General features: G+C 74.0%; 29 protein-coding genes. 11 read left to right on the top strand and 18 right to left on the bottom strand.

All coding sequences use genetic code 11. The features are described 5' to 3' along the window. Positions 1-524: 524 nt before the first annotated feature. The gene (locus KIT14_00615) at positions 525-1,760 is read right to left on the bottom strand and encodes an aminotransferase class III-fold pyridoxal phosphate-dependent enzyme (protein ID MCW5889031.1); all 1,236 of its coding nucleotides are present in this window, start codon (positions 1,758-1,760) and stop codon (positions 525-527) included. Next, the gene (locus KIT14_00610; GenBank protein ID MCW5889030.1) at positions 1,757-2,629 is read right to left on the bottom strand and encodes an alpha/beta hydrolase; all 873 of its coding nucleotides are present in this window, start codon (positions 2,627-2,629) and stop codon (positions 1,757-1,759) included. The genes KIT14_00615 and KIT14_00610 overlap by 4 nt, the downstream gene beginning before the upstream one ends. Before the next feature lie 358 nt (positions 2,630-2,987). Here KIT14_00610 and KIT14_00605 point away from each other — a divergent pair, with 358 nt between their 5' ends. Together KIT14_00605 and KIT14_00600 are read left to right on the top strand one after the other, a co-directional pair. Beyond that, the gene (locus KIT14_00605; protein ID MCW5889029.1) at positions 2,988-3,326 is read left to right on the top strand and encodes a P-II family nitrogen regulator; all 339 of its coding nucleotides are present in this window, start codon (positions 2,988-2,990) and stop codon (positions 3,324-3,326) included. A 54-nt stretch (positions 3,327-3,380) separates the two neighbouring features. Beyond that, positions 3,381-4,100 (top strand): gamma-glutamyl-gamma-aminobutyrate hydrolase family protein, encoded by a 720-nt coding sequence (locus tag KIT14_00600; GenBank protein ID MCW5889028.1) that lies wholly within the window; start codon positions 3,381-3,383, stop codon positions 4,098-4,100. 565 nt (positions 4,101-4,665) lie between these two features. Here KIT14_00600 and KIT14_00595 read toward each other — a convergent pair. Next, the gene (locus KIT14_00595) at positions 4,666-6,153 is read right to left on the bottom strand and encodes an FAD-dependent oxidoreductase (protein MCW5889027.1); all 1,488 of its coding nucleotides are present in this window, start codon (positions 6,151-6,153) and stop codon (positions 4,666-4,668) included. A gap of 84 nt (positions 6,154-6,237) precedes the next feature. On the opposite strand from KIT14_00595, the gene KIT14_00590 reads away from it, so the two are divergent. From KIT14_00590 to KIT14_00580, 3 genes are all read left to right on the top strand, one after another. Further along, positions 6,238-7,212: a deoxyribodipyrimidine photo-lyase gene (locus KIT14_00590; GenBank protein ID MCW5889026.1), complete on the top strand. Its 975-nt coding sequence runs from the start codon at positions 6,238-6,240 to the stop codon at positions 7,210-7,212. Positions 7,213-7,687: 475 nt separating this feature from the next. Next, positions 7,688-8,296 (top strand): carbonic anhydrase, encoded by a 609-nt coding sequence (locus KIT14_00585; protein MCW5889025.1) that lies wholly within the window; start codon positions 7,688-7,690, stop codon positions 8,294-8,296. After that, the gene (locus KIT14_00580) at positions 8,293-9,090 is read left to right on the top strand and encodes a class I SAM-dependent methyltransferase (protein ID MCW5889024.1); all 798 of its coding nucleotides are present in this window, start codon (positions 8,293-8,295) and stop codon (positions 9,088-9,090) included. The genes KIT14_00585 and KIT14_00580 overlap by 4 nt, the downstream gene beginning before the upstream one ends. A 7-nt stretch (positions 9,091-9,097) precedes the next feature. Here KIT14_00580 and KIT14_00575 read toward each other — a convergent pair whose 3' ends face one another. The 3 genes from KIT14_00575 to KIT14_00565 form a co-directional block, all read right to left on the bottom strand. After that, positions 9,098-9,472: a hypothetical protein gene (locus KIT14_00575; GenBank protein ID MCW5889023.1), complete on the bottom strand. Its 375-nt coding sequence runs from the start codon at positions 9,470-9,472 to the stop codon at positions 9,098-9,100. A 65-nt stretch (positions 9,473-9,537) separates the two neighbouring features. Then, positions 9,538-10,749, bottom strand: coding sequence for a CoA transferase (locus KIT14_00570; GenBank protein ID MCW5889022.1), 1,212 nt, complete (start codon positions 10,747-10,749; stop codon positions 9,538-9,540). A gap of 69 nt (positions 10,750-10,818) precedes the next feature. Next, positions 10,819-11,463, bottom strand: coding sequence for a glutathione S-transferase family protein (locus KIT14_00565; GenBank protein MCW5889021.1), 645 nt, complete (start codon positions 11,461-11,463; stop codon positions 10,819-10,821). Positions 11,464-11,594: 131 nt separating this feature from the next. On the opposite strand from KIT14_00565, the gene KIT14_00560 reads away from it, so the two are divergent. Beyond that, positions 11,595-12,032 carry a response regulator gene (locus KIT14_00560; GenBank protein ID MCW5889020.1) on the top strand — a complete coding sequence of 146 codons (438 nt, stop codon included), beginning with the start codon at positions 11,595-11,597 and terminating at the stop codon, positions 12,030-12,032. An 11-nt stretch (positions 12,033-12,043) separates the two neighbouring features. Beyond that, positions 12,044-12,646 (top strand): DUF938 domain-containing protein, encoded by a 603-nt coding sequence (locus KIT14_00555; GenBank protein ID MCW5889019.1) that lies wholly within the window; start codon positions 12,044-12,046, stop codon positions 12,644-12,646. 4 nt (positions 12,647-12,650) lie between these two features. On the opposite strand, the gene KIT14_00550 is transcribed toward KIT14_00555, so the two are convergent. Beyond that, positions 12,651-14,063, bottom strand: a complete 1,413-nt coding sequence (locus tag KIT14_00550) for an HDOD domain-containing protein (protein ID MCW5889018.1) — start codon at positions 14,061-14,063, stop codon at positions 12,651-12,653. A gap of 81 nt (positions 14,064-14,144) precedes the next feature. Between KIT14_00550 and KIT14_00545 the strand changes: the two genes are divergently transcribed. After that, positions 14,145-14,816, top strand: coding sequence for an enoyl-CoA hydratase/isomerase family protein (locus tag KIT14_00545; GenBank protein ID MCW5889017.1), 672 nt, complete (start codon positions 14,145-14,147; stop codon positions 14,814-14,816). Here the strand turns inward: KIT14_00545 and KIT14_00540 are convergent, their stop codons facing one another. The 11 genes from KIT14_00540 to KIT14_00490 form a co-directional block, all read right to left on the bottom strand. Next, positions 14,817-15,080, bottom strand: coding sequence for a hypothetical protein (locus KIT14_00540; GenBank protein MCW5889016.1), 264 nt, complete (start codon positions 15,078-15,080; stop codon positions 14,817-14,819). 2 nt (positions 15,081-15,082) lie between these two features. After that, positions 15,083-15,703: a heme-copper oxidase subunit III gene (locus tag KIT14_00535; GenBank protein MCW5889015.1), complete on the bottom strand. Its 621-nt coding sequence runs from the start codon at positions 15,701-15,703 to the stop codon at positions 15,083-15,085. A gap of 3 nt (positions 15,704-15,706) precedes the next feature. Continuing rightward, on the bottom strand, positions 15,707-15,964 hold the full coding sequence (locus tag KIT14_00530; protein MCW5889014.1) for a cytochrome C oxidase subunit IV family protein: 258 nt from the start codon (positions 15,962-15,964) through the stop codon (positions 15,707-15,709). Further along, positions 15,961-16,500 (bottom strand): cytochrome c oxidase subunit 3, encoded by a 540-nt coding sequence (locus tag KIT14_00525; GenBank protein MCW5889013.1) that lies wholly within the window; start codon positions 16,498-16,500, stop codon positions 15,961-15,963. Before KIT14_00525 ends, KIT14_00530 begins: the two co-directional genes overlap by 4 nt. A gap of 53 nt (positions 16,501-16,553) precedes the next feature. After that, a complete protein-coding gene (locus KIT14_00520; protein ID MCW5889012.1) occupies positions 16,554-18,359 on the bottom strand; it encodes a cbb3-type cytochrome c oxidase subunit I in 1,806 nt (601 codons plus the stop codon). Then, entirely contained in the window at positions 18,293-18,994 is a 702-nt protein-coding gene (locus tag KIT14_00515) for a hypothetical protein (protein MCW5889011.1), read from the bottom strand. Before KIT14_00515 ends, KIT14_00520 begins: the two co-directional genes overlap by 67 nt. A gap of 104 nt (positions 18,995-19,098) precedes the next feature. Beyond that, on the bottom strand, positions 19,099-20,460 hold the full coding sequence (gene hemG / locus KIT14_00510; GenBank protein MCW5889010.1) for a protoporphyrinogen oxidase: 1,362 nt from the start codon (positions 20,458-20,460) through the stop codon (positions 19,099-19,101). A gap of 14 nt (positions 20,461-20,474) precedes the next feature. Further along, positions 20,475-21,371 (bottom strand): ferrochelatase, encoded by an 897-nt coding sequence (gene hemH / locus KIT14_00505; protein MCW5889009.1) that lies wholly within the window; start codon positions 21,369-21,371, stop codon positions 20,475-20,477. Continuing rightward, a complete protein-coding gene (gene hemE, locus KIT14_00500; GenBank protein MCW5889008.1) occupies positions 21,371-22,393 on the bottom strand; it encodes a uroporphyrinogen decarboxylase in 1,023 nt (340 codons plus the stop codon). Before hemE ends, hemH begins: the two co-directional genes overlap by 1 nt. Further along, on the bottom strand, positions 22,393-22,917 hold the full coding sequence (locus KIT14_00495; protein MCW5889007.1) for a hypothetical protein: 525 nt from the start codon (positions 22,915-22,917) through the stop codon (positions 22,393-22,395). The genes hemE and KIT14_00495 overlap by 1 nt, the downstream gene beginning before the upstream one ends. A gap of 34 nt (positions 22,918-22,951) precedes the next feature. Further along, positions 22,952-23,323, bottom strand: coding sequence for a hypothetical protein (locus KIT14_00490; protein MCW5889006.1), 372 nt, complete (start codon positions 23,321-23,323; stop codon positions 22,952-22,954). On the opposite strand from KIT14_00490, the gene KIT14_00485 reads away from it, so the two are divergent. Genes KIT14_00485 through KIT14_00475 form a run of 3 tightly spaced genes read left to right on the top strand, consistent with a single transcriptional unit; the run spans position 23,322 to position 25,037 of the window. Further along, on the top strand, positions 23,322-23,732 hold the full coding sequence (locus tag KIT14_00485) for a DNA gyrase inhibitor YacG (protein ID MCW5889005.1): 411 nt from the start codon (positions 23,322-23,324) through the stop codon (positions 23,730-23,732). The two genes, KIT14_00490 and KIT14_00485, sit on opposite strands and share 2 nt — an antisense overlap. Continuing rightward, positions 23,729-24,544: an acyl-ACP--UDP-N-acetylglucosamine O-acyltransferase gene (gene lpxA / locus KIT14_00480; protein MCW5889004.1), complete on the top strand. Its 816-nt coding sequence runs from the start codon at positions 23,729-23,731 to the stop codon at positions 24,542-24,544. Before KIT14_00485 ends, lpxA begins: the two co-directional genes overlap by 4 nt. A gap of 58 nt (positions 24,545-24,602) precedes the next feature. Beyond that, a complete protein-coding gene (locus KIT14_00475; GenBank protein ID MCW5889003.1) occupies positions 24,603-25,037 on the top strand; it encodes a cytochrome c maturation protein CcmE in 435 nt (144 codons plus the stop codon). Positions 25,038-25,041: the final 4 nt, after the last annotated feature.

Raw genomic sequence — 25,041 nt, 5'->3', positions numbered from 1 at the left:
CGCAGCAGCTTCTCGGTGGTGGTTTCGAGGTTCGACAGCAGCCGCAGATGCTCGAGGACGTCGATGCCGAGCGCCTGTGCCTCGTCGACCACGACCACCGCGACGCGGCCCTCGCCGCGCTGGCGCAGGAGGTGCGCGTTCAGCGCGTCGATCAGCTCCTTGCGGCTGTGGCTCGACGACGGCAGACCGAACTCGGCGTTGACGGTCTGGAGCAGCTCGAGCGGCGTCAGCGTCGGGTTGACGACGTAGGCCGCGCGCACCTCGGGGGCGAGGTCGGAGAGGAAATGGCGCAGGACGGTGGTCTTGCCGGTGCCGACGTCGCCGGTGATGCAGACGAAGCCGCTCGACTCGGAGAGGCCGAGGCGCAGGTGGGCGAGCGCGTCCGCGTGCTTCGCGGAGAGGAAGAGGTAGCGCGGATCCGGCGTCAGCCGGAACGGCGCGTCCACGAGCCCGAAGAACCGCTCGTACATGCCCGGGGGAGGAGTACCATCCGTCCGGGGCGCGCGCGAACCTGACGGCGCGGGCTACGCGGGGTCGCGCGCGATCGCGGCGAACGCCTCCTCGGTGACCTCGAGCGTGCGCGCGAGCTCCGCGTCGCCGAACGCGGCCGACACGAACCAGTTGTGATGCGGATGCAGATAGACGCCGCCGAGGGCGCAGGCGGCCGCGAAGCGCCGGCTGCGCTCGAAGCTGCCCGCGTCGGCGTCGAAGGTGAGGAAGGGCAGCTGCGGCGGCCCGGTCTGGGTGATCGCCAGCCCATGCGCCGCGGCCTGGCGGGCGAGGCCGTCACGCAGGCGGGTGCCCATCGCGGCCATGCGGGCGATGGCGTCGCTCGCCTCGATCTCGGCCAGGCAGGCGAGGGCGGCGGCCATCTCGACCGCGCTGAACCAGTACGAGCCGGTGAAGAACACCCGCTGCGCCGCGGGGCGGAGGGCGTCGGCGCCCACGGCGGCGGCGATCGGGTAGCCGTTGCCGAGCGCCTTGCAGTAGCAGGCGACGTCGGGCCGCAGGCCCATGGCCTGGCCCGAGTCGCCGAGGTGCAGGCGGAAGCCGGCACGCACGTCGTCGAGGATCAGGACGGCGCCGAGCGCGTCGCAGCGGCTCCGCAGGCCGTCGAAGAAGCCGGGGACGGGCAGCTCCTGGTCGTGGAAGGCGTCGTGGCGGAACGGGGTGACCATGATCGCGGCGACGTCGCCGTCCGCGGCGGCGAGCGCGCGGTCGACGTCGGCGAGGTCGTTCCAGCGGAACCTGACGACGTTGGCCCGATCCTCCGGCATCGTGCCGCTCGGGATCGGCGCACACCATGCGTGCGTGCCGTGGTACGCGCCCTCGGCGACCAGCACCTTGCGCCGGCCCGTGGTCTCGCGCGCGACCTGCACGGCCCAGGTGCAGACGTCGGACCCGTTCTTCGCGAACACGGCGAAGCCCGCCCACGGCGACAGCGCCACCAGCCGCTCGGCCAGGTCGACCCACGCAGCGCCGGGTCCGTTGAAGCAGCTGCCCTGCGCCGCCTGCCGGCGCGCCGCCTCGTCGACCTTCGGGTGGTTGTGGCCGAGGACGATCGGCCCGTACGAGCACATGAGGTCGACGTACTCGTTGCCGTCGACGTCCCAGATGCGTGCGCCCGCGCCGCGCGCGAAGAACGCGGGGTAGGCGTCGGGGACGAGCATGCGCGGCGACTGGTGGCCGTAGATGCCGGACGGGACGACGCGCTTCGCGCGCGCCATGAGGGCGCGGCTGCGGGCGTAGCGCTGGCTCATGAGGCGGCGGCGACGCGCGACGTGCCGACGAGGTGGCGGGCGAGGAAGGCGTCCATGGCGGTGTTGGCGCGCCGGTTGGCCTCGCCGCCCCAGTCGATCTGGAAGGCATGCGGCGCGCCCTCGAGGATCAAGATCTCGCTGTCGCGGCCGGCGGCCTGGAGGGCGTCGTGCATGCGCTGCGACTCGCGCCAGGAGACGACCGTGTCGGCCGTACCGTGGACGAGCTGGACGGGCGCGGTGGCGGCGGCGGCGTGGACGACCGGGGACACGAGCCGCGTCGTGGTCGCGTCGCCGGCGCGCTGGCCGAGGAAGGCGTCGATGGTGTCGTTGCGCCGCCGGCCGAGGTCGTAGGGGCCGTAGTGCGCGATCACGCAGCGCACGTCCTCGCCGACGTCGCCCAGCTCCGCCTCGAGCCCCGCGGGCAGCGTCGGGTCGAGGGACGGGACGGCGCGGCCGAGGTGCGCCAGCATGACGAGGTGCGCGCCGGCCGAGAGGCCCAGCAGCGCGAGCCGGCCCGGATCGACGCCGAGCTCGTCGGCGTGGCGTCGCACCCAGCGCAGCCCGGTGCGGACGTCGTCGAGCGCGGCCGGAAAGGGATGGCCCGGGGCCAGGCGGTAGGAGAGGGAGACGGTCGCGATGCCCTGGCGGGCGAGGTGGAGGGCGTTGCCCGCGGCCTGGCTCGGGTCGCCCGCCGCCCAGCCGCCGCCGTGCACGAAGACGACGCACGGTGCGGGCTCGGTCGTGCCGAGCGGGCGATAGTGGTCGAAGCGCAGCGGCTCGCCCCCGGCCTCCCCGAAGACGACGTCGGTGCGCAGCTCATGGTGCGCGGAGCGGGAAGGGATGCCGGGGATCTGACGCGGGAAGCTCATCGGCGGCCCTCCTACCATGCGACCCGCGCCTTGTCCCCGGAGCCGAGGGGAGGTGCCCGGTGACTGGGCGGTGCTGCCGGCCGTACGGGCATTCCCGGGCGGCGTGCTGCTCGCCGCCGCGCCAATCCAACCGCCCGCGGTGGCACATGACTTGCCTGTCGGGACGGGAAGGAGCGATCCTCGTGTCCCAACCATCCGCCACGTCGACCGTCATCGTGTTCCCCCAGGTGCGCCGGCAGCGCACGCTGCTGGGGCGGCTGCTGACGTGGTTGCGGATCGGAGGAACGGTTCGCGAGTCCCGCCCGGCACGCCGCAGGCGGCGTCCGCGGCGGCATGTCCGCCGGGAAGGGAGAGCGTCATGAAGAAGATCGAAGCCATCATCAAGCCGTTCAAGCTCGACGAGGTGAAGGAAGCGCTCGCGAAGATCGGTATCGCGGGCATGACCGTCACCGAGGTGAAGGGGTTCGGCCGCCAGAAGGGCCATACCGAGCTGTACCGCGGTGCCGAGTACGTCGTGGAGTTCCTGCCCAAGATGAAGCTCGAGATCCTGGTCTCCGACGAGAAGGTCGCCGCCGTGACCGAGGCCATCGTGACGGCGGCGCGATCGGGCCAGATCGGCGACGGCAAGATCTTCGTCCTGCCCGCCGACGAGACGATCCGCATCCGCACCGGGGAGCGCGGGCCGGACGCGCTCTGACGGGCGGGTTCGTCCCGATTGGAACCGAGGCGGCCGGCGGGTAGGTTCGAGCTCGTGCGGCCGCTGATCGGCATCTCCAGCTACGGCAGAGCGGGAGAGCGACAGACCTTCTCCGTCCCCTGCGAGTACGTGGACGTGGTCCGGCTCGCAGGGGGCGTCCCGCTCATCCTGCCGCCCGTCGAGTGCGAGGTGCCGGAGGGGCTCGACGCCATCGCCGGCCTCATCCTGCCCGGCGGCGGCGACGTCGACCCCGCGCACTACGGCGGCGGCCACCACGACGCCAACTACGGCATCTCCGCGGAGCGCGACCGCTTCGAGCTGGCGCTGGCCCGCGCCGCGCTCCAGCGCCCCGGCCTGCCGGTGCTCTGCGTCTGCCGCGGCATGCAGCTCCTCAACGTCGCCCTCGGCGGCACGCTGATCTCGCACATCCCCGATCACTTCGGCGAGCAGGTCGTCCACCGCGCCCCGCAGCTGAAGCCCATCCAGCACGGCGTCCGCATCGACGCCGAAAGCAGGCTCGGCCGCCTCTTCGGCGAGGACCGCATCACCGTCCAGTCCGTCCACCACCAGGCCGTCGGCACCCTCGGCCGCGGCCTGCGCGCCGTCGCCTGGGCCGAGGACGGGGTCGTGGAAGCGGTCGAGTCCGAGCGGCATCCGTTCGTGCTCGCGGTGCAGTGGCACCCGGAGCTGGACGCGCTGTCGGATCGGCGGCCGCTGCGGCTCTTCGAGGAGCTGGTGTCGCGGGGGGTCGCGTACGCCGCGCGGGCGGCGTGAGGTTCCTCGCCTCGGCGCGGTCGCGTCGCCTCGGTCGGGGGGCGGGTCGCGGGGGCGACACGCCGCGCTTGGCGCCTGTCGCCCGCGTGCGGCGCGTGCTCGGGCGGCGGTCGGTGCGGGCGAGCAGCCGAGAGCGCTCCGCGTGCCGCCCCGCCGTCCCCACCCCGTCACCGACGGTCGTGCTCCCGCCCCGCCCGCTGCGCCGAGGTCCCGACCTGCACTGCGTCCGCACGCCCGCAACACGGGCGCCACCGCCGATCCGATCTCGAGACGGCAACCCCACCGGGGGTGCTGCGCGCGCATCGTGACGCCGGAAGACGTGCGCGCGCGACGTAGGGGCGGGAGAGACGTCGCGACGGTCGGCGCGCACGCGCCCCAGCGACGGGGAGGCGCCGTGAGCCCGTTGCGAGGTCGGTGGGGCGGGCGTGGGGTCGCCGCTGGAGCGACTCTGCGTTACCGGAACGCGCCGCTACGGTCTGGGCGACGCCGCCGCGGCCGGAACGCAGCCGGAGCGGAAGCGGCGGCCCCACGCCTGCCCCCACCCCGGCCCCGCACCCGCCCCCCCTCACGCCGCATCCAACCGCGCCAACACCGCAGCCCGCGGCACGAACTCGAAGTCCCCCCCCGGCCCCACCCCGAGCACGCTCCGCGCCAGCACCGGCACCGTCCGCAGCAGCATCTCCGGATCCCGCAGCAGCACCTCCGGCCCGTCGAGCATGTGGAAGATGCGCAGCAGGCCGCGGAAGACGACCGGGTCGACGCGCGTCGCCGGCAGGATGCCGCGCTCGAGGACGAACTTGACCGCGGCGGCGGAGAGGTCGGCGAGGAAGGCGGTGTCGCCGTTCGGGCTCGCCGTCTCGCCGCGCATGCGGCGGTCGGAGGCGACGGCGGCCTCCCAGAACGGGCGGATCTGCTGCTCGCTCAGCGCGTGCAGCCCGGCTGCGGCGGCGACGAGGTCGCGCGGGTGGCGGCCGAGGACCTCGTCGAGGAGGCTCGCCTGCACCATCGCGCTCGGGCAGCCGCGGCCGTAGATCGGGTTCGAGTGGTAGGCGGCGTCGCCGACGACGAAGAGGCCGGCGGCGAGCGGGCCGCCGTCGTCGACGAAGTGGCGCATGCGGTTCTTCAGCTGGCCCATGACGCGCACGGGGCCGGCGTCACCGCCGATCGGCTCCGAGACGCCGCGGGTGCGCCACGGCGCCAGCTGCGGGAAGGCGGCGACGAAACGCTCGAACTGGACCGGGTCGGCGAGGCGCTTCAGCGCCGCGTCGTCGACCGGGGTGCCGACCGTGATCGAGAACGTGTCGGCGTCGCCGGGGAAGATCGCCAGCTTCACCCAGCCGGCGTCGCCGGCGACGAGGCCGGTCGTGCCGCGCGGCGCTTTGTGGCGGCGCAGGCGGTAGAAGCGCGTGTAGTAGAAGATGCCGGTCTCGGTGGACTGCTCGCGCGGCGTGCCGGCGCCGAGCGACGCCAGCCACGCCGGCGCCGGCGAGCGGCGGCCGAGCGCGTCGACCACGAACGACGCCGGCACGACGGTGCCGTCGTCGAGGCGTACGCCGGTGATCCGCGGGCGCGCCTGCGGGCCGGGCACCGCCACCAGCCCGGCGGCGAACATGCCTTCGCGCAGCTCGACGTTCGGCAGCGCGCGCACGCTCTCGCGCAGCGCCCACTCGAAGGTCGAGCGCCGGCAGGCGAGCAGGACGACGTCCTCGTCGGCGGCGTCGGGGGTGACGAGGAGGCCGGGCGGTGCGGTCTCGGCGAGCGTGATCTCGCGCACGCCGATCTCGCGCAGGCGCTCGAGCACCTCGGGCATGTGCGCCAGCAGGACGAGGCGCAGGCGGGCGAGGAAGGCGTGCGAGTGCCGGAACTGCGGTACGCCGGGGCGCTCCCAGTCGCGGAACGCGAGCTCGGGCTCGGCGGCGTCGCTGCGCACGTCGCGCTCGAGCACGACGACGCGGGAGACGTGTCGGGCCACGAGCCGCGCCGCCGCCAGGCCCGCGACGCCGCCGCCGAGCACCACGGCGGGAGCCCCGCCGGACACGGTCGTGACCGACACGGGCGGGACGATAGACGATCGTGCCGGGCGGTGCGACGGCGCGCCGACCTTGCATCGACGGCGGCAAAGCCCGACCACCGCCGTATGGCGTCCGGCGATCCGGTGTCGCTGCATTGGTTCACCTCCGATCTGCGGCTCGACGACAATCCCGCGCTGGCGGCCGCCGCGGGCGCGGTCGCCGGCGCCTTCGTGCTGGTGCCGGCGGTGCTCGCGCGCCACGCCGCCGCGCGCCGCCGGATCGCCTTCCTGCACGCGACGCTGCGCGCGCTGGACGCCGCATTGCGGGCGCGCGGCACGCGTCTCGTCGTGCTCGAGGGCGATCCCGCCGCCGTGCTGCCGCCGCTCGCCGCGCGCCTCGGGGCGACGGTGCTGACGTATGCCGCGAGCCACGAGCCGGCGGCGCGGGCGCGCGCAGGCCGCGTCGCCCGCGCGCTCGAGCGCGACGGCGTCACGGTGCGCGCGGCGGAGGCCGCCCTCGTGCAGCCGGCCGGCTCCGTGCGCAGCGGAGCGGCGGCGCGTATCGCGTCTACTCGGCGTTCGCGCGCACCTGGGCCGAGCTGCCCGTGCCGGCGGCGGTGCGGGCACCGGCGCGCTGGGTGCCCGCGGCGGCGCTCCGTGGGGTCGGTCGCGACCTGCCCGAGCCCGCCCCCGCGTTCGTGCTCCCGCCCGCCGGTGAAGCGGCGGCGCGCCAGCGCCTCGCCGACTTCCTCGCGCACCAGGTGGCGGCCTATCCCGCGGCGCGCGACCTCCCGGCGCTGGATGCGACCTCGCACCTCTCGCCGCATCTGCGCTGGGGGACGCTGGGCGGCGCCGAGGCGGTGCGCCGCGCCCGCGCCGCGGCGGCGCGCGATCCCTCCCGCGCCGCCGGCGTACGCGTGTGGGTGCGCGAGCTCGCCTGGCGCGACTTCTTCGCCCACCTCCTGCACGCCGAGCCGGGCGTCGTCCACACGCCGCTGCGCCCGCTCGCGATCCGCTGGCGCCGCGACGAGGCGGCGCTGCGCCGCTGGCGCGAGGGGACGACGGGCGTCCCGCTCGTCGACGCCGGCATGCGCGAGCTGACCGCGACCGGCTTCATGCACAACCGCGTGCGTATGATCGTGGCGTCGTTCCTCACGCGCCACCTGCTCCTCGACTGGCGCCTGGGCGAGGCGCACTTCATGGCCGAGCTGCTCGACGGCCAGCTCGCCCAGAACGACGGCAACTGGCAGTGGGTCGCCGGCACCGGCGCCGACGCGCAGCCGTTCCACCGCATCTTCTCGCCCACCCGCCAGGGCGAGCGCTTCGATCCCGACGGCGCCTACGTGCGTCGCTGGGTGCCGGAGCTGTCGCGGGTCGCGGGCGGGCGCGTCCACGCGCCGTGGGCGTTGCCGCCGCTCGAGCGCCGCGGCCTCTGTCCCGACTATCCGTCGCCGGTCGTCGATCTGGCCGAGGGCCGGGCGCGCGCGCTGGCGGCGTTCGAGCAGGCGCGGGCGCGGCGCGGGCGTTGAACGAAACGGTGGGACTTGCCCCCGCGGCTCGGGGTAGACTCGGGCCGATGCAGCGCTTCGAAGACCTTCTCCGCGGGTTCGCCCGCTTCCGCACCAAGCACTGGGCCGAGCCGCGCTTCCGCGACCTCGTCGAGCACGGCCAGCAACCCGCGATGCTCGCCATCGGCTGCTCCGACTCGCGCGTCGACCTGGCGCTGCTCTTCGACACCGCGCCGGGCGACCTCTTCACGATCCGCAACGTCGCCAACATCGTGCCGCCGCACGCGCCCGACGCCAAGCTGCACGGCGTCTCCTCGGCGATCGAGTTCGCGGTGACGCAGCTGAAGGTGCGGCACGTCGTCGTCGTCGGGCACTCGGGCTGCGGCGGCATCCGCGCGCTGGTCGAGGGACGGCCGCTCGACACCACGCTCTACCTCGACCGCTGGGTGCACATCGCGGAGGACGCGCTCCGCGGGCTGCCCGACGGCACGCTCGCCGAACGCTGCACCGCGTGCGAGCGCGCCAACGTCGCGCTCTCCATCGAGCGCCTGCGAACCTTCCCGTTCGTCGCCGAGGCGCTCGCGGCCGGCACGCTGTCGCTGCACGGGCTGTGGGTCGACCTGCCGGGGGGACGCCTGCACCGCCTCGGAACGGACGGCTGGGACGAGGCGGGATGAGCGGCGCGCTCAAGTCGTTCGACCGCGTCGTCGACTGCTACGACGCGACCCGCGCGATGCCCGCCGACGCGGCCGTGCGGGTGACGGACGGGCTCGCCGCGGCGGTGCGCACCGTCGCGGAGTCGCCGCGCGTGCTCGAGGTCGGCGTCGGCACGGGCCGCATCGCCATTCCGCTGCGGCGCGCGGGCGTACGCGTCGCCGGCATCGACATCGGCCGCGCCATGCTGGCGCGCCTGCACGCGCACGATCCGACGGTGCCGGCGGCGATCGCGCTGGCGTCGCAGCTGCCCTTCCACGACGCCACCTTCGACGCCGCGCTGTTCGTGCACGTGCTGCACCTCGTCCCGGACGCGGCGGCGGCGCTCGCGGCCGCCCGCGCCGCGGTGCGCCCCGGCGGCATCATCATCCGCGGCCACACGCGGTACGACGACAGCCCGCGCCGCACGATCCATCGGCGCGGCAAGGAGATCGTCGCCGAGCTGCTCGGCCGCGCGCCGGAGCGGCGAGCGCCGCACGAGATCGCCGCGGTGAGCTTCGACGCCGCGGCACGGGCACTCGGCGTCGCGCCCGAGGTGACGGAGCTGGCGCGCTGGCGCGAGGCGACGACGGCCCGCGAGGCGCTCGACGCGCTGTCGCGCCGCCTCTACTCGGACACCTGGGACATCCCCGACGCGGTGATGCCCGAGCTGCTCGCGCGGCTGACGCCCGAGGCGGAAGCGCTCGGCGGCGCGCTCGACGCGCTGCTCGTCTCGGGGGTCGCGTTCGAGATGGCGGTGCTGCGCCTGCCGGGCTGAGGCTCGCTCAGGCGACGCACGCGCGCAGCGGCAGCACGCGCATGGGCTGCACGCGGCGGCTCAGCGGGTCGATCATGAGGCCGAGCGTCTCGAGCCTGACCATGCCGAGCAGCGGGGCGTCGTCGCCCTCGCCGAGCACGGCCGGGGAGACCGCCGTTCGTCCGGCGATCTCGAAGCGGCACTCGCCCCAGCTGCCGCGAGATCCCGGTGCCGTCGGCGAGCGCGAACTCCTCCCGCCGCATGGGCTGGAGGCCCATCGCCTGCCAGACGGCTTCGGGGAGGACGGTGTAGATCGCACCGGTGCGAGGAGCATCGGCAGCTCGACGGTCTCATCCGGCGCCGCGAGCGGCGCGATCTTCACGCCGACACGGGTCATCCCCATGGCCCGCGACCCTACGCCGGCCCGGCGGACGCGTCGACCCGCTGCGGATGCCTTGTCCCGCACGATCACGAGATGGCGCCCGACTCCTTCAGCGCCGCCAGCTCCTCCCACGACAGCCCCAGGGACAGCAGCACCTCCTCGGTGTGCTGCCCGCAGTCCGGCGCCGGGGCGAGCGTCGGCCGGTGCTCGTCGAACTGCACCGGATTGGCGACCAGCGTGAAGCGCGTGCCGTCGCCGCGGTCGACCTCGGGCAGGTAGCCGTTGGCGATCGCCTGCGCATCCTGGCCGATCTCCTTCGCCGTCAGCATCGGCGCCCACACGCCTTCGACGTCGGCCAGGCGTACGCGCCACTCGGCGAGCGTCTTCGCGGCGAACGTCTTCGCCAGCTCGGCGACGCACTCCTGGCGGTTCATGAAGCGGGCCATGCCGCTCGCGAACCTCTCGTCGGCGATCATGTCGTCGCGGCCGATGTGGGTGCAGAGGTCGGCCCAGAATCTGTCGGGCTGGAGCATGGAGAGGAACAGCCAGCGGCCGTCCTGCGTCGCGTAGCTGTTGACGATCGGGTTCGGCGCCTCGGTGCGCGGGAACTTCGGCATCTCCTGCTCGGTGAGCTTGGCCATGACGATGTCGGGCGCCAGGATCCACATCGCCGTGCCGAGCAGCGAGACGTCGACCACGGGCGGCGCCCCGCCGCGCTCGCGGTGGAGGAGGGCGGCGGCGATGCCGCCGGCGACGGTCATGCCGCCGGCCGAGTCGCCGAAGGCGGCGCGCTGCATGATCGGCGCCTCGGCGCCGGGCGGCGTCAGCGCGTGGCCGATGCCGCCGCGCGACCAGAACGACGCCGCGTCGTAGCCGCCCTTCTCGGCGTCGGGGCCCTGCGCGCCCTGGCCGTGGCCGCGCACGTAGACGATGCGCGGGTTCACCGCGCGGACGTCGTCGACGTCGATGCCGAGGCGGCGGCGCGCCGGCGGCAGGAAGTTGGTGAGGAAGACGTCGGCGGTGGCGACCAGCTTCATGAGCGCGTCGCGGCCGCCCGGGGTGGCGATGTCGATGCCGACGCTGCGCTTCCCGCGGTTCGACTGCTCCATCATGAAGTTCACCCCGCCGGTGTCGGGAAAGAACCCGGAGGTGACGAGCCCGCGCTGCGGGTCCCCCATGACGGGATGCTCGACCTTGATGACGTCGGCGCCCCAGTCGGCGAGGACGGCGCCCGCCGACGGTACGAACCACCACTGCGCGACTTCGACGACCCGGATGCCCGCGAGGACCTGGCTCATGCGGCGGGTCGCTAGCACGCGGCCGCCGCGGCGGGGAAGCCGCGCCGCGGCGGCCGTGCCGCGCGCGGCTCAGCCGCCGAGGAAGCCCTTCTCCTCGGCGATGCAGGCCGCGAACGAGGGGCGCGCCTGCATCGCGTCGAGGTGCTTCGCGAGCTTCGGGTAGCGCTTCGGGTCGACGTCGTAGCCGGCGTGGCGCAGGTTGGTGAGCGGCGAGGCGACGGCGACGTCGGCGATGGTGAGGGCGTCGCCGACGAAGTGGCCGCTGCCGCCGAGCTGGCCCTCGAGGTACTCGAGGCGCGGGGGCAGCTGCTCGGCGAAGGCCTGGTCGGCGCGGGCACGGTCGGGCTCCTTGCCCATGAAGCGCGGGTTCACGACCAGGTTGAAGAAGATCGGCAGCCCGATGCTCTCGACCAGGCCGGTGTCGGCGAACTCCTCGATCCACAGCGCGCGGGCGTGGTCGTAGGGGTCCTGCGGGTACAGCGCCGGCGTCGGGTGCGTGCGCTCGACGTAGGTGCAGATGATCGAGGAATCGCAGAGCGTGCGCTCGCCGTCCTTGAAGGCCGGGATCTTGCCGAGCGGGCTCATGGTCTTCCAGTCCGGCGGCGCCTGCGGGCCGAACACCGGGACCAGGTCGTAGGGGATCTGCTTCTCCGCGAGGACCACGCGGACCTTGCGGACGAAGGGCGAGAGACCGACGCCGAAGACGGTAGGCATGTGCGCGGATTGCTCCGCGATCCCCGCCGAGTCAACGATCGATCCCCGTTTGTAGAGTCGTCCGAGGGGCATCCGGCCCCGGACCGCTGCGGCAAGGGCTGCGATCGGGCACGGAAGCTGCTGAGGTGGGCATGCCGACCGTTCTCCTCATCGACGACGACCCCGAGAGCGCGCGACGCGTGTCCTCCGAGCTGGAGCATCGCCGACTGGACGTTCTGCGCGTCCGCTCGCTCGCCGCCGCCCGCCCGCTCCTCGCCCGCGGTCGCTTCGATCTCGTCGTGTGCAACCTCTTCATGCCCCAGAAGGACGGGCTCGACGCCGTGCGCGAGATCCGCGAGCACGACGCCGACCTGCCGGTCGTCGGCCTCTGCGGCGGGCCGTCGTGGAGCGGCCCGTCGCAGCACGAGGCCTCGGAGGGGCCGCTGGCGAACGACGTGGTCGCGCTGGCGCTCGACCTCGGGGCCACGGCCGTCGTCGGCGCTCCGTTCGACTGGCTCGAATTCGCGCGGGCGGTGGAGGCGGCGCTGCGCGGCGAGGGGGCGCCGTTGCGCCGGACCGGCACCCGGTAGAACGTCGGCGGGTGGATCCGTCCGCCTGCCGTCACGCCCCCGCCACGACGCGCAACCGCGACCCGCTGCTCGCGGTCCTGCGTCGCCTGCTGCCGCCCGCCGGCACCGTCGTCGAGATCGCGAGCGGGACGGGGGAGCACGCCGCCTGGTTCGCGGCCGCGCTGCCGGGCCTCGTCTGGCAGCCGAGCGATCCCGATCCCGAGGCCCGTGCGAGCGTCGCCGCCTGGTGCGACGGGCTCGCGAACGTGCGGCCGCCGCTCGCGCTCGACGCGCGGGCGCCCGACACCTGGCCGGTCGCCGCCGCGGACGCGCTCCTCTGCGTGAACATGATCCACATCGCGCCGTGGGCCGCGTGCGAGGGGCTCGTCGCCGGGGCGGGACGCCTGCTTCCGGCCGGCGCCCCGCTGGTCCTCTACGGACCCTACCGCGTCGGCGGCGCGCACACCGCGCCCAGCAACGCCGCCTTCGACGCCGATCTGCGCGCGCGCAACCCGGCCTGGGGCGTGCGCGATCTCGACGACGTGGTCGCGGCCGCGGCGCCGCACGGGCTGCGGCTCGAGGAGACCGTCGCCATGCCGGCGAACAACCTCACCGTCGTGCTGCGTCGCGCGTGACGGCTCAGTTCGCGGCGCGGTCGAGCGCCAGACTCGCCTGGCTGCAGAACAGCTGCACGAGATGCATGTCGGCCGTCGATGCGGCCGGCGGCTGCGTGCGGCCCGCGACGAGGACGCCGATGGCCCGCCCGCGCACGACGAGGGGCAGGGCCAGGAACGACGTCACCGCCGACAGGGCCGGCGTCGGCGTGCCGCTGCCGAGGCACGGCTTCGAGCCCAGCACGCACTCGGCGAGGACGCCGGCGTCGGGACGCAGCGGCACGTCGAGAGCCGCGAGCCAGCGCTTCACGTCCTCGCCGTAGCCGAGGCGGCCGACGAGACGGTCGCGCCCGGCGTTCAGCAGCGCGAAGAAGACGACGTCCCAGCGGCCGGCGCGCGCGACGCCTTCCAGCACCATGGCGAGGGTCTCGTTGATGTCGTCGTGCTCGACGATGGCGCGCGTGATCTCGGAGATGATCGAGAGCGCCGCCTGGAGGTTGGCGGCCGGCGCGTCGGCAGGCACGTCGCTCGGGGACGCGGCCGGATCGTCGGGCTCGAGGCCGAAGAGCGGCGCCTGATGGCGGAAGGCGTCGCGCGCGCTGCGGGCGGCGTCGAGGAACGGCTCGGGGGCGAGGCCGAAGAGGTTCTGGAAGCGCTTCAGCACCGAGGCGCCGACCTCCGCACCCATCTCGCCCTGCGGCGCCGTGAAGTCGGACGCCAGGTTCACGATCGCGAGCAGGCGGCCCTCGTCGGAGCGCGTCGCCAGGCGCTCGCGCTCCGACGGCGTCTCGCGGAAGTACTCCGCGAACGCGGGGGGGAAGCGCCACTTCTCGAGCACGCCCGCGGCGAGCGCCGTCGGCGGCACGCCGAGCACCTCGGTGGCGGCGTCCTCGATGCGCAGCCCGCGCCGGCGCGCGAGCCGCTGCGCCTTCTCGAAGTCGTCCGGGAAGTGGGTCGCCACCCACAGCATGCCCCAGTCGGCGAACAGGCCGAGCAGGTACGCCTCTTCGGGCATCGGATAGCCGACCTTCGCGGACAGCGCCTGCGCCAGCAGGCCGCAGTACAGCGAGCGGCGCAGGCCCTCGCGGATGTACTCGCTGGTCTGGCCGCGCTTCACGAGATCCTCGAGCAGGAGGAGCCCGGTCGTGACGTCGCGGATGGTCTCGAAGCCGAGGATGATCACCGCGCGCGTCACCGTGGAGATCGGCTCCGTCTGGTGCCGGTAGTACGCCGAGTTGACGACGCGCAGCACCTTCGACGAGAGGCCCGGGTCCTTCAGGATGATGCGTACGACGTCGAGCGCCGCGCAGTTGTCCTTCTGCACGGCGGCGTGGATCTGGCGGATGATCTGCGCGTGCGCGGGAAAATCGGAGCCGCTGCCGGCGCGGGTCAGCAGGCTGTGGAGACGGCCGTCGGTGTGATCGCCGGGAGCTGGCATGGGGCGGGATGGTCAGGGCGTATATCGGCACCCGGATGGATGGACTTGAGTCGGCCGGGTCGGGCGGGAATGACGGCCCGCATGCTGGACCTCACCCGCGACGGCGACGTCTCCATCCTGCGGCTCGACGGCGGCGAGAACCGCTTCACGCCCCCGCTGATGGAGGCGCTGGAGCGGGCGCTGGACGCGATCGAGGGCGGCGCCGGCCCGGCTGCGGTCGTCCTCACCGGGACCGGCAAATTCTTCTCCAACGGCCTCGACCTCGAGGAGATGATGCGCGCCGGCCAGGAGGGCGCGACCGCCTACGTCGGCCGCGTGCTCGGCATCGTCGGACGCCTCTTCACCTGTCCGGCGCCCACGGTCGCGGTGGTGAACGGGCACGCGTTCGGCGCCGGCGCGCTGCTCGCCCTCGCCGCCGACGTCCAGCTGATGCGCGCCGACCGCGGCTACTTCTGCATGCCCGAGGTCGACCTCGAGGTCGCGTTCCATCCCGGCATGGCCGCGCTGCTGCTGGCGCGCGTGCCGGCACGGGTGGCGCACGACCTCGTCGTCACCGGGGCGCGGATCGGCGGCGCCGAGGCGGCGGCGCGCGGCGTCGTCGACGAGGCGCTCGACGAGGCGGCGCTGCTGCCGCGTGCCATCGCGATCGCCGCGGCGCGGGCGTCGAAGGCAGGTCCCGCCATGGGCGTGCTGAAGAGGAGCCTCTACCCGCAGGTGGTGGAGGCGCTGGCGCGGCCGCTCGCGCTCGGCTGATCAGCCGGCGACGCCGCCGCGCACGAGGCGCAGCCGGCGGCGCTGGCGCCGGCGTGCCGCGGCCGGGCCGGTGCTGCGGCCGTACCACCACACGGTCGCCGCGATCGCGCCGATGATGCCGAAGGGGAGCAGCGAGAGCCCGACGGCGGTCGCGAGGTAGGCGCCGAGCACGTCGTCGCCCAGCGTCTGATAGCAGCCGGGGCAGGCGATGGCGGCCGGCGCGGCCACCAGCACGAGCCCGCCCGCCGTCGCCGCAGCACGCATGGTCACAGGTATACCAGCGTGAAGAGGAGCGGCCATATCCCCACGACGAAGTACCAGAACAGCGCCGCGGCATCGACGCCGTCGTGGCTCGTCGCCCGGTAGCGACCCGCGCGGGCGCGCCACCAGACGAAGAGGAGCAGCGCGATGCCGCCGAGCACGTGCGCGCCGTGCGTCGCGATGACGGTGTAGAACACCGCTCCGTACAGGTTCGCCGTGGCGTCGAGCCCGAACGCCAGCATGCGGATCCACTCGGTGCCCTGGACGAGCACGAACACCGCACCGAGCGTGACGGTGACGCCGAGCCACTGCGCGAGCCCGTGGCGGTCGTCGGCGCGGACGGCGCGTTGCGCGCGCCACATCGTCCACGCGCTCGCGAACAGGACGAGGGTGTTCGCCAGCGTGAGCCCCATCGGCAGGCGGGGCTGTCCCGGCGGCGGCCAGCCGCCCGCGCCGGCGCGCAGCACGAGAAAGGCGCTGATGAGCGCGGCGAAGAACATCACCTCGCTGCCGATGAAGACGAGCGTCCCGAAGACGATGCTCGGGATGCCCGGCCGCTCGGCGGGAGGCGGAGCCGGCTCGCCCGGGCGGCCGCGGCGCAGGCGGGGAGTGGCGCGCGTCGCCATGGCTCAACGGTACGCCACGTCGGGCAGCAGGACGACCCCGAGGACGATCGCCAGCACGACGGGTACGAGCGCGACCGCGTAGAGCATCGCCGGCTGACCCTTCAGGTGCATGTAGTGGCGCGCGACGAGGAACGCCTTCACCGCCGCGATGCCCATGAGGATCGCGGTGATCAGCTCGTGCGACAGCGGCAGCAGGAAGAGCGCGAGACCGGCGCCCACGAGGACGACCAGCCAGACCCAGACGGCGAGGGGGCTCGTCACGACAGGTAGAGGAGGGGGAAGAGGAAGATCCACACGAGGTCGACGAAGTGCCAGTACAGGCCGACGTACTCGACCCGGTGTCGCAGCGCCGCGGCGCCCGGCCGGCCGAGGCCGATCCACAGCCACGCCAGCGCGACGATGCCGCCCAGGACGTGCAGGCCGTGCAGCCCGGTCATGAGGTAGTAGTACGACCAGAACGCGCCGCTCCACGGCGCATGGCCCGCGCGCAGCTCGAGCAAGTACTCGACCGCCTTCAGCCCGAGGAAGCCGAGGCCGAGGCCGATGGTCGCGACCAGGAAGCGGCGCGTGCGCGCGGTCGTCGCGTCGCGCTCGGCCTGGAGCGCGAGCACGACCGTGAGGCTGCTGGTCAGGAGGAGCAGCGTGTTCACCGCGGCGATGCGCGCGTTCACGTGGGCGCGCTCCGCGCCCCAGCCGCCGGCCGCGATGCGGTTCACGACGTAGGTGATCATGAGCGCGCCGAAGACCATCACCTCGGAGGCGAGGAACCACCACATGCCCGCACGTCCGAGCGGCATGCGCGCGAAGGCGCCGCCCTCGACGTCGCGCCGCTCCGCGGCGGCGGGGGCGCTCACCGGCCGCCTCCGGCGGGGGCGTGCTGCGGCAGCCAGTCCTCGGCGTAGCCGGGCGGCGAGTACTCGTACGGATCGCGGTGCACCGCGGGCGGCGCGGCGAAGTTGCCGTGCGGCGGCGGCGACGTCGTCGCCCACTCGAGCGTGTTCGCCTGCCACGGGTTGTCGGGCGCCTGCCGGCCGCGCAGGAGCGTCCAGACGACGTTCACCAGCAGGAGGACCTGCGCGAGCATGAGGACGATCGCCGCCCTGGTGACGAGCGCGTGCTGGCCCATGAACGGCTGCAGGAAGTCGTACTGGGTCGGATCGTAGATGCGCCGCATGTGGCCCGCGGTCCCGACCAGGAAGAGCGGGACGAAGACGACGTTGAAGCTGACGAACGTGATCCAGAAGTGCAGCTTGCCGAGCGGCTCGTTCAGCAGACGGCCGAACATCTTCGGGAACCAGTAGTAGAGCCCGGCGAGCCCGCCGAAGATCACCGCGGGGAACAGCGTGTAGTGGAAGTGCGCGACCACGAAGTAGGTGTCGTGCAGGTAGACGTCGACCGCCGCCGAGCCGAGGAAGATGCCGGTGACGCCGCCGACGAGGAAGGTCGCGAGGCCGCCCAGCGCGAACAGCATCGGCGTCGCGAGCTGGATCGCGCCGCCCCACAGCGTCGCCAGCATCGCGCCCACCATGACGGCGAACGGCACGGAGATGAGGATGGTGGTGATGGTGAACGGGTTGGCGAGCCGCGGGTCGATGCCCGAGACGAACATGTGGTGTGCCCAGACGATGAAGCTGAGCGCGCCGGCGACGATCACCGACCAGACCACGGCGCGATAGGCGAAGAACGGCTTGCGCGCGAAGACGGGCAGGATCTCCATGAAGATGCCGAACCCCGGCAGCATGATGACGTAGACCTCGGGGTGGCCGAAGAACCAGAAGAGGTGCTGCCAGAGCAGCGCGTCGCCGCCGCGCCCGGGCAGGAAGAACGCCGTGCCGAGCGTGCGGTCGGCGAACAGCATGAGGCAGGCGGCGACGAGCGGCCCCACCGACAGGAGGAACAGCACCGCCGCCACGAGCTGCATCCACACCAGCAGCGGCAGGCGCCAGAGCGTCATGCCGGGCGCGCGCATGTTGACCACGGTGGTGAGGAAGTTGACGCCGCCCATGAGGAACGATGCGAACTCGAGCGCCAGCGCGACCAGCCACAGGTCGATGCCGAGGCCCACGCCCGTGTAGGCCGCGTCGGCGGACAGCGGCGCGTAGCTCGTCCAGCCCGCCGACGCCGCGCCGCCCGGGACGAAGAACGACGCCAGCAGGACGACCGACGCCAGCGCCAGCGTCCACACCGAGAGGCGGTTGAGACGCGGGAACGCCATGTCCGGCGCGCCCACCATGAGCGGCAGGAGGAAGTTGCCGAAGGCGCCGAGCAGGATCGGCATGGCGACGAAGAACACCATGATGGTGCCGTGCATCGTTACCAGCGCGTTGTAGACCTCGGGCGGGACGATGCCGTCGAACATCGTCGGCTGCGGCACCCAGCCGAAGCCGGGCACGGCGGTCTCCGGCCACGCCAGCTGCCAGCGGATCATGTAGGCGAGGAGCCCGCCGATCACCGCCATCAGCACGCCGATCGCGAGGTACTGCTTGCCGATCGTCTTGTGGTCGAGCGAGAAGACCCACGTCGTCCAGAAGCCCTGCGGCGCGGCGGGCGTGCCCGCCGGGGCGGCGCCGTGGGAATGCGTCGCATGGCTCACGAGCCGCCCCCCGCCGGGGCGGCGGCCGCCTGCGGCCACTGCTCCTGCGTCCAGAGGTCCCATTCCTCGGGCGTGTGGACGATGAGGAATCCGCGCATCGTGTAGTGCCCGAAGCCGCACAGCTCGGCGCACGGCAGCTCGAAGCGTCCCGGCCGCGTGGCGTTGAACCAGCCGCGGATCGTGCGTCCCGGGAGCACGTCCTGCTTCAGCCGCAGCACGGGGACGAAGAAGCTGTGCACGACGTCCGCCGACTCGAGCGTGAAGACGACGTCGCGGTCCTGCGGGACGTGCAGCTCGTTGTCGAGCTGCTTGTCGTCGGCGGTGCCGAAGACGCCGTCGGGGCCGGGATAGGTGAACTGCCAGTTGAACTGCTTCGCGAGCACCTGCACCCGGAACGCGTTCGCGGCCGGCACGTGCTGCTTCACGTTGGCCCACACCGGCGCGCTGCGCAGGTCGATCCAGAAGTCGAGCCCGAGCACGACCGCCGTCGGGATCAGGATCCACGCCAGCTGTCCCCAGGTGTCGCCGCGGAAGTAGAGCGCGCGGCGCCCGGGGCGGCGTCGGAACCACAGCAGGGAGAGCAGGATCAGGCCCTCCGTCACGAGGAACCACGGCGCGACGCACCAGTAGATGAGCGCGTAGACCGAGTCGATGTCGGCTCCGTACGTGGAGATGTTCTCCGGGAGCCACGAGAGCATCACGTCCTCCTGCGAGACCGGCCGCGAAACCGCGCGGGCGGATACCACGGGCCCTGCGGAGGTTCCAGCGATCCCACGGCGACCGGGATGCCCCCGGGCCGGCGCTAACGGAAGCCGAGGGCGTCGGCGGCGGCTTCGCCGCTGCGTACGCAGTCGGGGATGCCGACGCCGCGATAGGCCGCCCCCGCGAGCGCCAGCCCCGGCAGCGTCGCGAGGCGGGCCTCGAGGGCGGCGACGCGGTCGAGATGGCCGACGGCGTACTGCGGCATCGCGCGCCGGTGGCGCGCCACCCGGGTGAGCACGGGCTCGATGGGGACGCGCAGCAGCGCCTCGAGCTCCCCCCGCGCCGTGGCGACGAGGGTCGCGTCGTCGGCGTCGACGATGCCGGGATCGCGCGCCCCGCCGACGAACGCGCGCAGCAGCTCGTAGCCGTCGGGCGCCCGCCCGGCCCACTTGCGGCTCGCGAACGTGCAGGCGACGAGCCGCCGGCCCTCGGCGAAGGGCACCACGAAGCCGAAGCCGCGCAGCGCGTCGCGCACGGGCCCGGCGCGCACCGCGAACGTGACCGTCGCCGACGAGGCGTAGTCGATGGCGGCGAGGTCGGCGGCGAGGCTCGCGTCGAGCGGGGCGAGGAGCGGCGCCGCCGCCCACGCCGGGACGGCGACGATCACCGCGTCGGTCTCGACGACGGCGTCGGCGAGGTGCACGCGCCAGCCGGCCACGCCCGGCTCGAGCCCGCGCACGGGCGTGCGGAGGTGCAGCGCGCCGGGCGGCAGGCGTGCGACCAGCGCGTCGACCAAGCCGCCCATGCCGTCGCGATGGCTCGCGAAGAGCCCGTAGCGTGCACCGGCGGCGTCGCGCGCGTCGGCGGCGTGGCGAAGCCCGTGGATGACGCTGCCGTGCACGCGCTCCATCTCCTGGAAGCGCGGCATCGTCGCGGCGAGCGACAGCCGGTCCGGGTCGGCGGTGTAGATGCCGGAGACAAGCGGATCGACGACCCGCTCGAGCGCCTCGCGCCCGAGCCGGCGGCGGACGAAGGCGCCGAGGCTCTCGTCGCGGACCGGGTGCGCGGGCAGGATGAGGTCGAGCGCCATGCGCAGCTTCCCGGCCCACGAGAAGAGCGGCGAGGTGACGAGCGGCCACGGCGCCGTCGGCGCCATCATGAGGAAGCCCTCGGGCAGCGGGGCGAGACGGCCGTCGCGCACCACCCACGTGCGGCGCTCGCCGGGTCGGGTGGCGATCAGCGCGTCGGCGAAGCCGAGCCGCTCGCACAGCGCCAGCGCCCACGGCTTGTCGGTGATGAACGTGTCGGGGCCGAGCTCGATCGCGAAGCCGTCGACGTGCTCCGTGCCGATGGGGCCGCCGGCACGGGGGCCGGCTTCGTAGAGCACGACCTCGACGTCGCGCGCCGGGCGCGCGAGCAGGCGGTGGGCGGCGGCGAGCCCGGCGACGCCGGCCCCCACCACGACCACCCGGCGCGTCACCCGCGGCTGCTCCGCACGACGTCCGCGAGCATGCGCACGAAGTGCGGATGGTCGTTCGGCGTCGACGCGCGCACCAGCGTGACGCCGGCGGCGCGCGCCGTCTTCTGCGCGGCCACGTCGAGGTCGTAGAGCACCTCGACGTGGTCGCACACGAAGCCGATCGGCGCGACGACCAGGTGTCGCACGCCGTCGGCGCCCAGCTCGCGAATGACGTCCTCGACGTCGGGCTCGAGCCACGGGTCGCGCGGGTTGCCGCTGCGGCTCTGCCACGCGAGCCGCCACGGCCGGCCGCCGAGGGCCGCCGTCACCGCCGCGGCGCTGGCCTGGATCTCCTGCACGTAGGGCGACGCCGCCGCGGCCGCGAGCGGGATGCTGTGGGCCGTGAAGACGAGCGGCGCGCCGGCGGGCACGGCCGCGAGCGCCGCCCCGACCATGTCGACCCAGGCGGCGACGAAGTCGGGATGGACGTGCCAGCTCGGCGCCCAGGTGAAACGCGGCGCGCGCCCGCCGAGCGCCGTGCAGCCGGCGGCGACGGCCTCGACGTAGCGCTCGCGGCTGGCCTCGCTCGCGTGCGGCGACAGGATCAGACCGAGCGCGTCGCCGACGCCGTCGCGCGCCATCTCGGCGACGACGTCGGCGAGATACGGGGCCCAGTTGCGCATGCCGACGTAGACGGGGACGCCGGGCAGCCGCGCGCGCAGCGCGTCGGCCTGGCGGAACGTGAGCGCGTTCAGGGGCGAGCGACCGCCGATCTCCTCGTAGTGCCGGACCACCGCCTCGAGCCGTGCCGGCGGGATCGGCCGCCCGCGGGTGACGTTGGCGAGGAAGGGACGGATCTCGTCGGGACGGGTCGGGCCGCCGAAGGCGATCAGCAGGACCGCGGGTGCGGGCATCAGGCCCGCGAGGATAGCTCGTGGACGGCGTCGACGCAGGCGCGCACGTGGTCGACCGGCGTCTGCTGGAGCACCCCGTGGCCCAGGTTGAAGACGTGGCCGCGGCGCCCGCCGGCCTGGCCGAGGACCGCGGCGACGCGGCGGCGGATCTCGGGGATCGGCGCCAGCAGGGCGACCGGATCGAGGTTGCCCTGGACGCCGATGTCGTCGCCCAGCCGCGCCCAGGCGGCGTCGAGGTCGACGCGCCAGTCGAGCCCGATGACGTCGCCGCCCGCGGCGCGCTGGCACTCGAGCAGGCCCGCGGTGCCGGTGCCGAAGTGGATCACCGGCACGCCGGGCCGCAGCGCTCCGACGATGGCGCGCACGTGCGGCAGGACGTGGGCGCGATAGTCGTCGGGGGCGAGGCAGCCGACCCAGCTGTCGAACAGCTGCACCGCCTGCGCGCCGGCGTCGATCTGCAGGTTCAGGTAGGCGGCGAGGGCGCGCGCGAGCTTCTCCATGAGCGCGCGCCAGGCGCCGGGGTCGGACTGCATGAGGCCCTTCGTCCGCAGCCAGTCGCGCGAGCCGCCGCCCTCGACGAGGTACGACGCCAGCGTGAAGGGCGCCGCCGCGAAGCCGATGAGCGGCACCTTGAGCGCCGCGCGCGCGGCCCGCACCGTGTCGGCGACGTAGGCCATGGCGGCGACGTCGAGCTCGGGCAGGGCGTCGATCGCGGCCGCGTCGCGCACGGGACGGTGGATCACCGGGCCGTCGCCGGCGGCGAACTCGAGGCCGACGCCGAGCGGCTCCAGGACGAGCAGGATGTCGGCGAACAGGATCGCCGCGTCGACGCCGAGCTGCTCGGCGGCCATCACCGTCACCTCGGCGGCGACCTCGGGCGTCTTGCACAGCTCGAGGAACCCGAGCCGGGCGCGGATGGCGCGATACTCCGGCTGGTAGCGCCCGGCCTGCCGCATCAGCCAGACGGGCGTGTGCGCGGTGGGCTCGCGCCGGCAGGCGGCGAGGAACGGCGCGGCGCCCATCACGCGGCGCCCGACTGGAGCCGTCGTGCGCGCACCCGCTCGACGATCGAGAGGATGAGGCGTCCGTACCAGGCGAGCGCCTCGAGCTCCTCGGGCGGCAGCTGCTCGCCGTGCTCGAGCGCGATGGCCTCCCATCGGGGATGGACGCCGGGCGACTGGCGGAGCACCGCGTGTGCGAGCGTGGCGATGCGCCGCATGGCCTCGCCGATCTCCCCGACGCTGGTGTACGTCGGCTCCCGGGTCGCGACGCGGGAGTAGATCCGGGCGTTCGGGTTCGGATGCGTGACGCGGAACCCCATGGCGCCGTCCGCGCCGCTCTCGGAGGCGACGCGCATCGCCACCTCGCGCTCCAGCACCGCGAGCACGGTGCGCCGATCCTCGGGCGGGATCTGCGAGAACACCGCCATCCAGCGCGCCAGCAGCGGATCGTCGCGCAGCTCCCCGGCGATCGCGCTGGCGGCGTCCATCAGGGTGCTGAGCGCCTCGAAGGCGGGAACCAGATCGAGCGGCCGGGGGTCGCCCATGGGCGGCCCAAATCGTCCCTTCGCTCCGCCGCTGTCAAGGCTCGGGGTCGATGGCGTCGAGGAAGGCGATCATCTCGACATGGAAGCGGCGCAGGCTGGCCCGCTCGGCCGGCGGCAGGGCCGCGACGGCTTCGGCGATGGCGGTGCTCGTCTGCTCGGAGAGCGGATGGTCGTCCCAGCCGTGGACGATGCGCGCCGCACGCGCCGCCGCCTCCATGATCTCGCGCTTGCCCATCGGCCGGGTCGTCTCGGCCACGTCGAGGACGCGCAGGTAGAGCGTGGCGTTCGGGTTCGGGCCGAGGATGCGGTCGCCGGTGAGGGCGCCGTGCGTGCGGTCGATCAGCAGGCGCCGCTCGACCTCGCGCTCGAGCACGGTGACGATCGTCTCGCGGTCGCCGCTCGGCATGCGGGTGAAGACGTCGACCAGGCGCTTGAAGAACGTGTCGTCGACGACCTTGCGCAGGAGGCCGGCGGCGGCGGCGAGGACGTCCGCCAGGGTGGTGAGCTGTGTGGGCGTATCGGGGCGGGGTGACACGGGAGGCCCGCACCCTCGACGGGTCGGCCCCGTGCTGTCAAGCCGAGCTCGGAGGCTGGCGGCTCCCGGCCCGAGTGGCTACAGTCCGGCCGTGCGGCGAGCCCCGTGCCCCTCCTGCCGGCGCGACACCGCCTGGGACGCGAATTCCTGGCGGCCGTTCTGCTCGGAGCGCTGCAAGCTGCTCGATCTCTCGGCCTGGGCGTCGGAGCGCTATCGCATCGCCGGCGAGCCCGTGCCCGAGCCCCCCGACCGCGACGACGATCCCTCCCGCGACGCCTGACCGTGCCCGTCCATCCCACCGCCATCGTCGACCCGGGCGCGGAGATCGACCCGACGGCCGACATCGGGCCCTACGTCGTCATCGACGGGCCGGTGCGCATCGGCCCGCGCACACGCGTCATGGCCCACGCCTACCTCACCGGGCCGCGTACCGAGCTCGGCGCCGACAACGTCATCCATCCCGGCGCGGTCGTGGGCCACGAGCCGCAGGACCTGGCGTTCACCAATGCGCCGACCGGGCTGCGCCTGGGCGACCGCAACGTCGTGCGCGAGAACGCCGAGATCCACCGCGCCACGCAGCCCGACACCTGGACCATCGTCGGCGACGACAACTACCTCATGACCCGCGGCCACATCGCCCACAACTGCCGCATCGGCAACCGCACCATCGTCTGCAGCGGTGCGTTGGTGGCCGGGCATGCGGTGGTCGAGGACCAGGCCTTCGTGTCGGGCAACTGCGTCGTGCACCAGTACGTCCGCATCGGCCGCCTCGCGATCCTGCGCGGCCTCTCGCGCACCAGCCGCGACGTGCCGCCCTTCGCGATCATGGACGGCACCCACACGGTGCGGGGCGTCAACGCCGTCGGGCTGCGGCGCGCGGGTTTCGACGCGCCCCGCATCCGCGCCGTCCGCAACGCCTTCCGCATCCTCTTCCGCACGCGGGCGAACCTGCGCGATGCGCTGGCGCGGATCGAGGCCGAGGCGGTGTCGCCCGACGTCGACGAGCTGCTGCGCTTCATCCGGGCCTCGAAGCGGGGCATCGCCATGGGGGCGCCCCGCGGCGCGGTCCCGGCCGTCGACGACGCGGACTGATCGGTTCGGGCCGCCTTGCGCGGAAGGCGACCTTCTCTTAGGGTCCTTCCGCGCGCCCATGCTGAATCATCGCCGTTTCCTCGTCGGCGCCGCGCTCATCGCTGCGGCGGTCTCGTACCTGGTCTGGGCCGGCGTGCGATCGACGTCCACCTACTATTTCGAGATGGACGAGTTCGTGGAGCGACGCGCGAACCACGAGGGCGAGGATCTGCGCGTGAAGGGCTGGGTCCGCCACGGCACCGTGCAGTGGGACGCCCGCACCAACGCGCTGGCCTTCGAGCTGGCGCGCCAGGACGGCAGCGACGGCGTGCCGGTGGCGTTCGGCGGCATCCTGCCCGACATGTTCGCCGAGGGTCGCGAGGTGGTCGTCGAAGGCCACTGGGGCGGCGGCCGGATCGCCGCGCGTCAGATCATGACCAGCTGTCCGTCCAAGTACGAGGCCGAGCCGGGCGCCGACACCACCGCGCCGGCGCCGGCCCCACCCGGAGCCTGAACGC

The sequence above is a fragment of the bacterium genome (genome assembly GCA_026129405.1).
In the GTDB taxonomy this organism is placed as follows: Bacteria; Desulfobacterota; Binatia; order DP-6; family DP-6; genus JAHCID01.
The sequence above is the reverse complement of the archived record's forward strand: the minus strand, read 5'-3'. Positions and strand labels throughout refer to the sequence as shown.

Excerpts from the sequence above, each read along its gene's own strand:
- KIT14_00545 (MCW5889017.1), top strand. The coding sequence starts at position 14,145 with ATGCTGGACCTCACCCGCGACGGCGACGTCTCCATCCTGCGGCTCGAC.
- KIT14_00570 (MCW5889022.1), bottom strand. The coding sequence starts at position 10,749 with ATGAGCCAGGTCCTCGCGGGCATCCGGGTCGTCGAAGTCGCGCAGTGG.
- KIT14_00590 (MCW5889026.1), top strand. The coding sequence starts at position 6,238 with ATGGCGTCCGGCGATCCGGTGTCGCTGCATTGGTTCACCTCCGATCTG.
- KIT14_00490 (MCW5889006.1), bottom strand. The coding sequence starts at position 23,323 with ATGCCGAGCGGCGACCGCGAGACGATCGTCACCGTGCTCGAGCGCGAG.
- hemH (MCW5889009.1), bottom strand. The coding sequence starts at position 21,371 with ATGCCCGCACCCGCGGTCCTGCTGATCGCCTTCGGCGGCCCGACCCGT.
- KIT14_00475 (MCW5889003.1), top strand. The coding sequence starts at position 24,603 with ATGCTGAATCATCGCCGTTTCCTCGTCGGCGCCGCGCTCATCGCTGCG.
- KIT14_00495 (MCW5889007.1), bottom strand. The coding sequence starts at position 22,917 with ATGGGCGACCCCCGGCCGCTCGATCTGGTTCCCGCCTTCGAGGCGCTC.
- KIT14_00550 (MCW5889018.1), bottom strand. The coding sequence starts at position 14,063 with ATGCCAGCTCCCGGCGATCACACCGACGGCCGTCTCCACAGCCTGCTG.
- KIT14_00560 (MCW5889020.1), top strand. The coding sequence starts at position 11,595 with ATGCCGACCGTTCTCCTCATCGACGACGACCCCGAGAGCGCGCGACGC.
- KIT14_00540 (MCW5889016.1), bottom strand. The coding sequence starts at position 15,080 with ATGCGTGCTGCGGCGACGGCGGGCGGGCTCGTGCTGGTGGCCGCGCCG.
- KIT14_00580 (MCW5889024.1), top strand. The coding sequence starts at position 8,293 with ATGAGCGGCGCGCTCAAGTCGTTCGACCGCGTCGTCGACTGCTACGAC.
- KIT14_00525 (MCW5889013.1), bottom strand. The coding sequence starts at position 16,500 with ATGCCGCTCGGACGTGCGGGCATGTGGTGGTTCCTCGCCTCCGAGGTG.
- KIT14_00485 (MCW5889005.1), top strand. The coding sequence starts at position 23,322 with ATGCGGGTGAAGACGTCGACCAGGCGCTTGAAGAACGTGTCGTCGACG.
- KIT14_00615 (MCW5889031.1), bottom strand. The coding sequence starts at position 1,760 with ATGAGCCAGCGCTACGCCCGCAGCCGCGCCCTCATGGCGCGCGCGAAG.
- KIT14_00515 (MCW5889011.1), bottom strand. The coding sequence starts at position 18,994 with ATGCTCTCGTGGCTCCCGGAGAACATCTCCACGTACGGAGCCGACATC.
- KIT14_00520 (MCW5889012.1), bottom strand. The coding sequence starts at position 18,359 with ATGGGACCTCTGGACGCAGGAGCAGTGGCCGCAGGCGGCCGCCGCCCC.
- KIT14_00565 (MCW5889021.1), bottom strand. The coding sequence starts at position 11,463 with ATGCCTACCGTCTTCGGCGTCGGTCTCTCGCCCTTCGTCCGCAAGGTC.
- KIT14_00610 (MCW5889030.1), bottom strand. The coding sequence starts at position 2,629 with ATGAGCTTCCCGCGTCAGATCCCCGGCATCCCTTCCCGCTCCGCGCAC.
- KIT14_00585 (MCW5889025.1), top strand. The coding sequence starts at position 7,688 with ATGCAGCGCTTCGAAGACCTTCTCCGCGGGTTCGCCCGCTTCCGCACC.
- KIT14_00575 (MCW5889023.1), bottom strand. The coding sequence starts at position 9,472 with ATGGGGATGACCCGTGTCGGCGTGAAGATCGCGCCGCTCGCGGCGCCG.
- KIT14_00535 (MCW5889015.1), bottom strand. The coding sequence starts at position 15,703 with ATGGCGACGCGCGCCACTCCCCGCCTGCGCCGCGGCCGCCCGGGCGAG.
- hemE (MCW5889008.1), bottom strand. The coding sequence starts at position 22,393 with ATGGGCGCCGCGCCGTTCCTCGCCGCCTGCCGGCGCGAGCCCACCGCG.
- KIT14_00605 (MCW5889029.1), top strand. The coding sequence starts at position 2,988 with ATGAAGAAGATCGAAGCCATCATCAAGCCGTTCAAGCTCGACGAGGTG.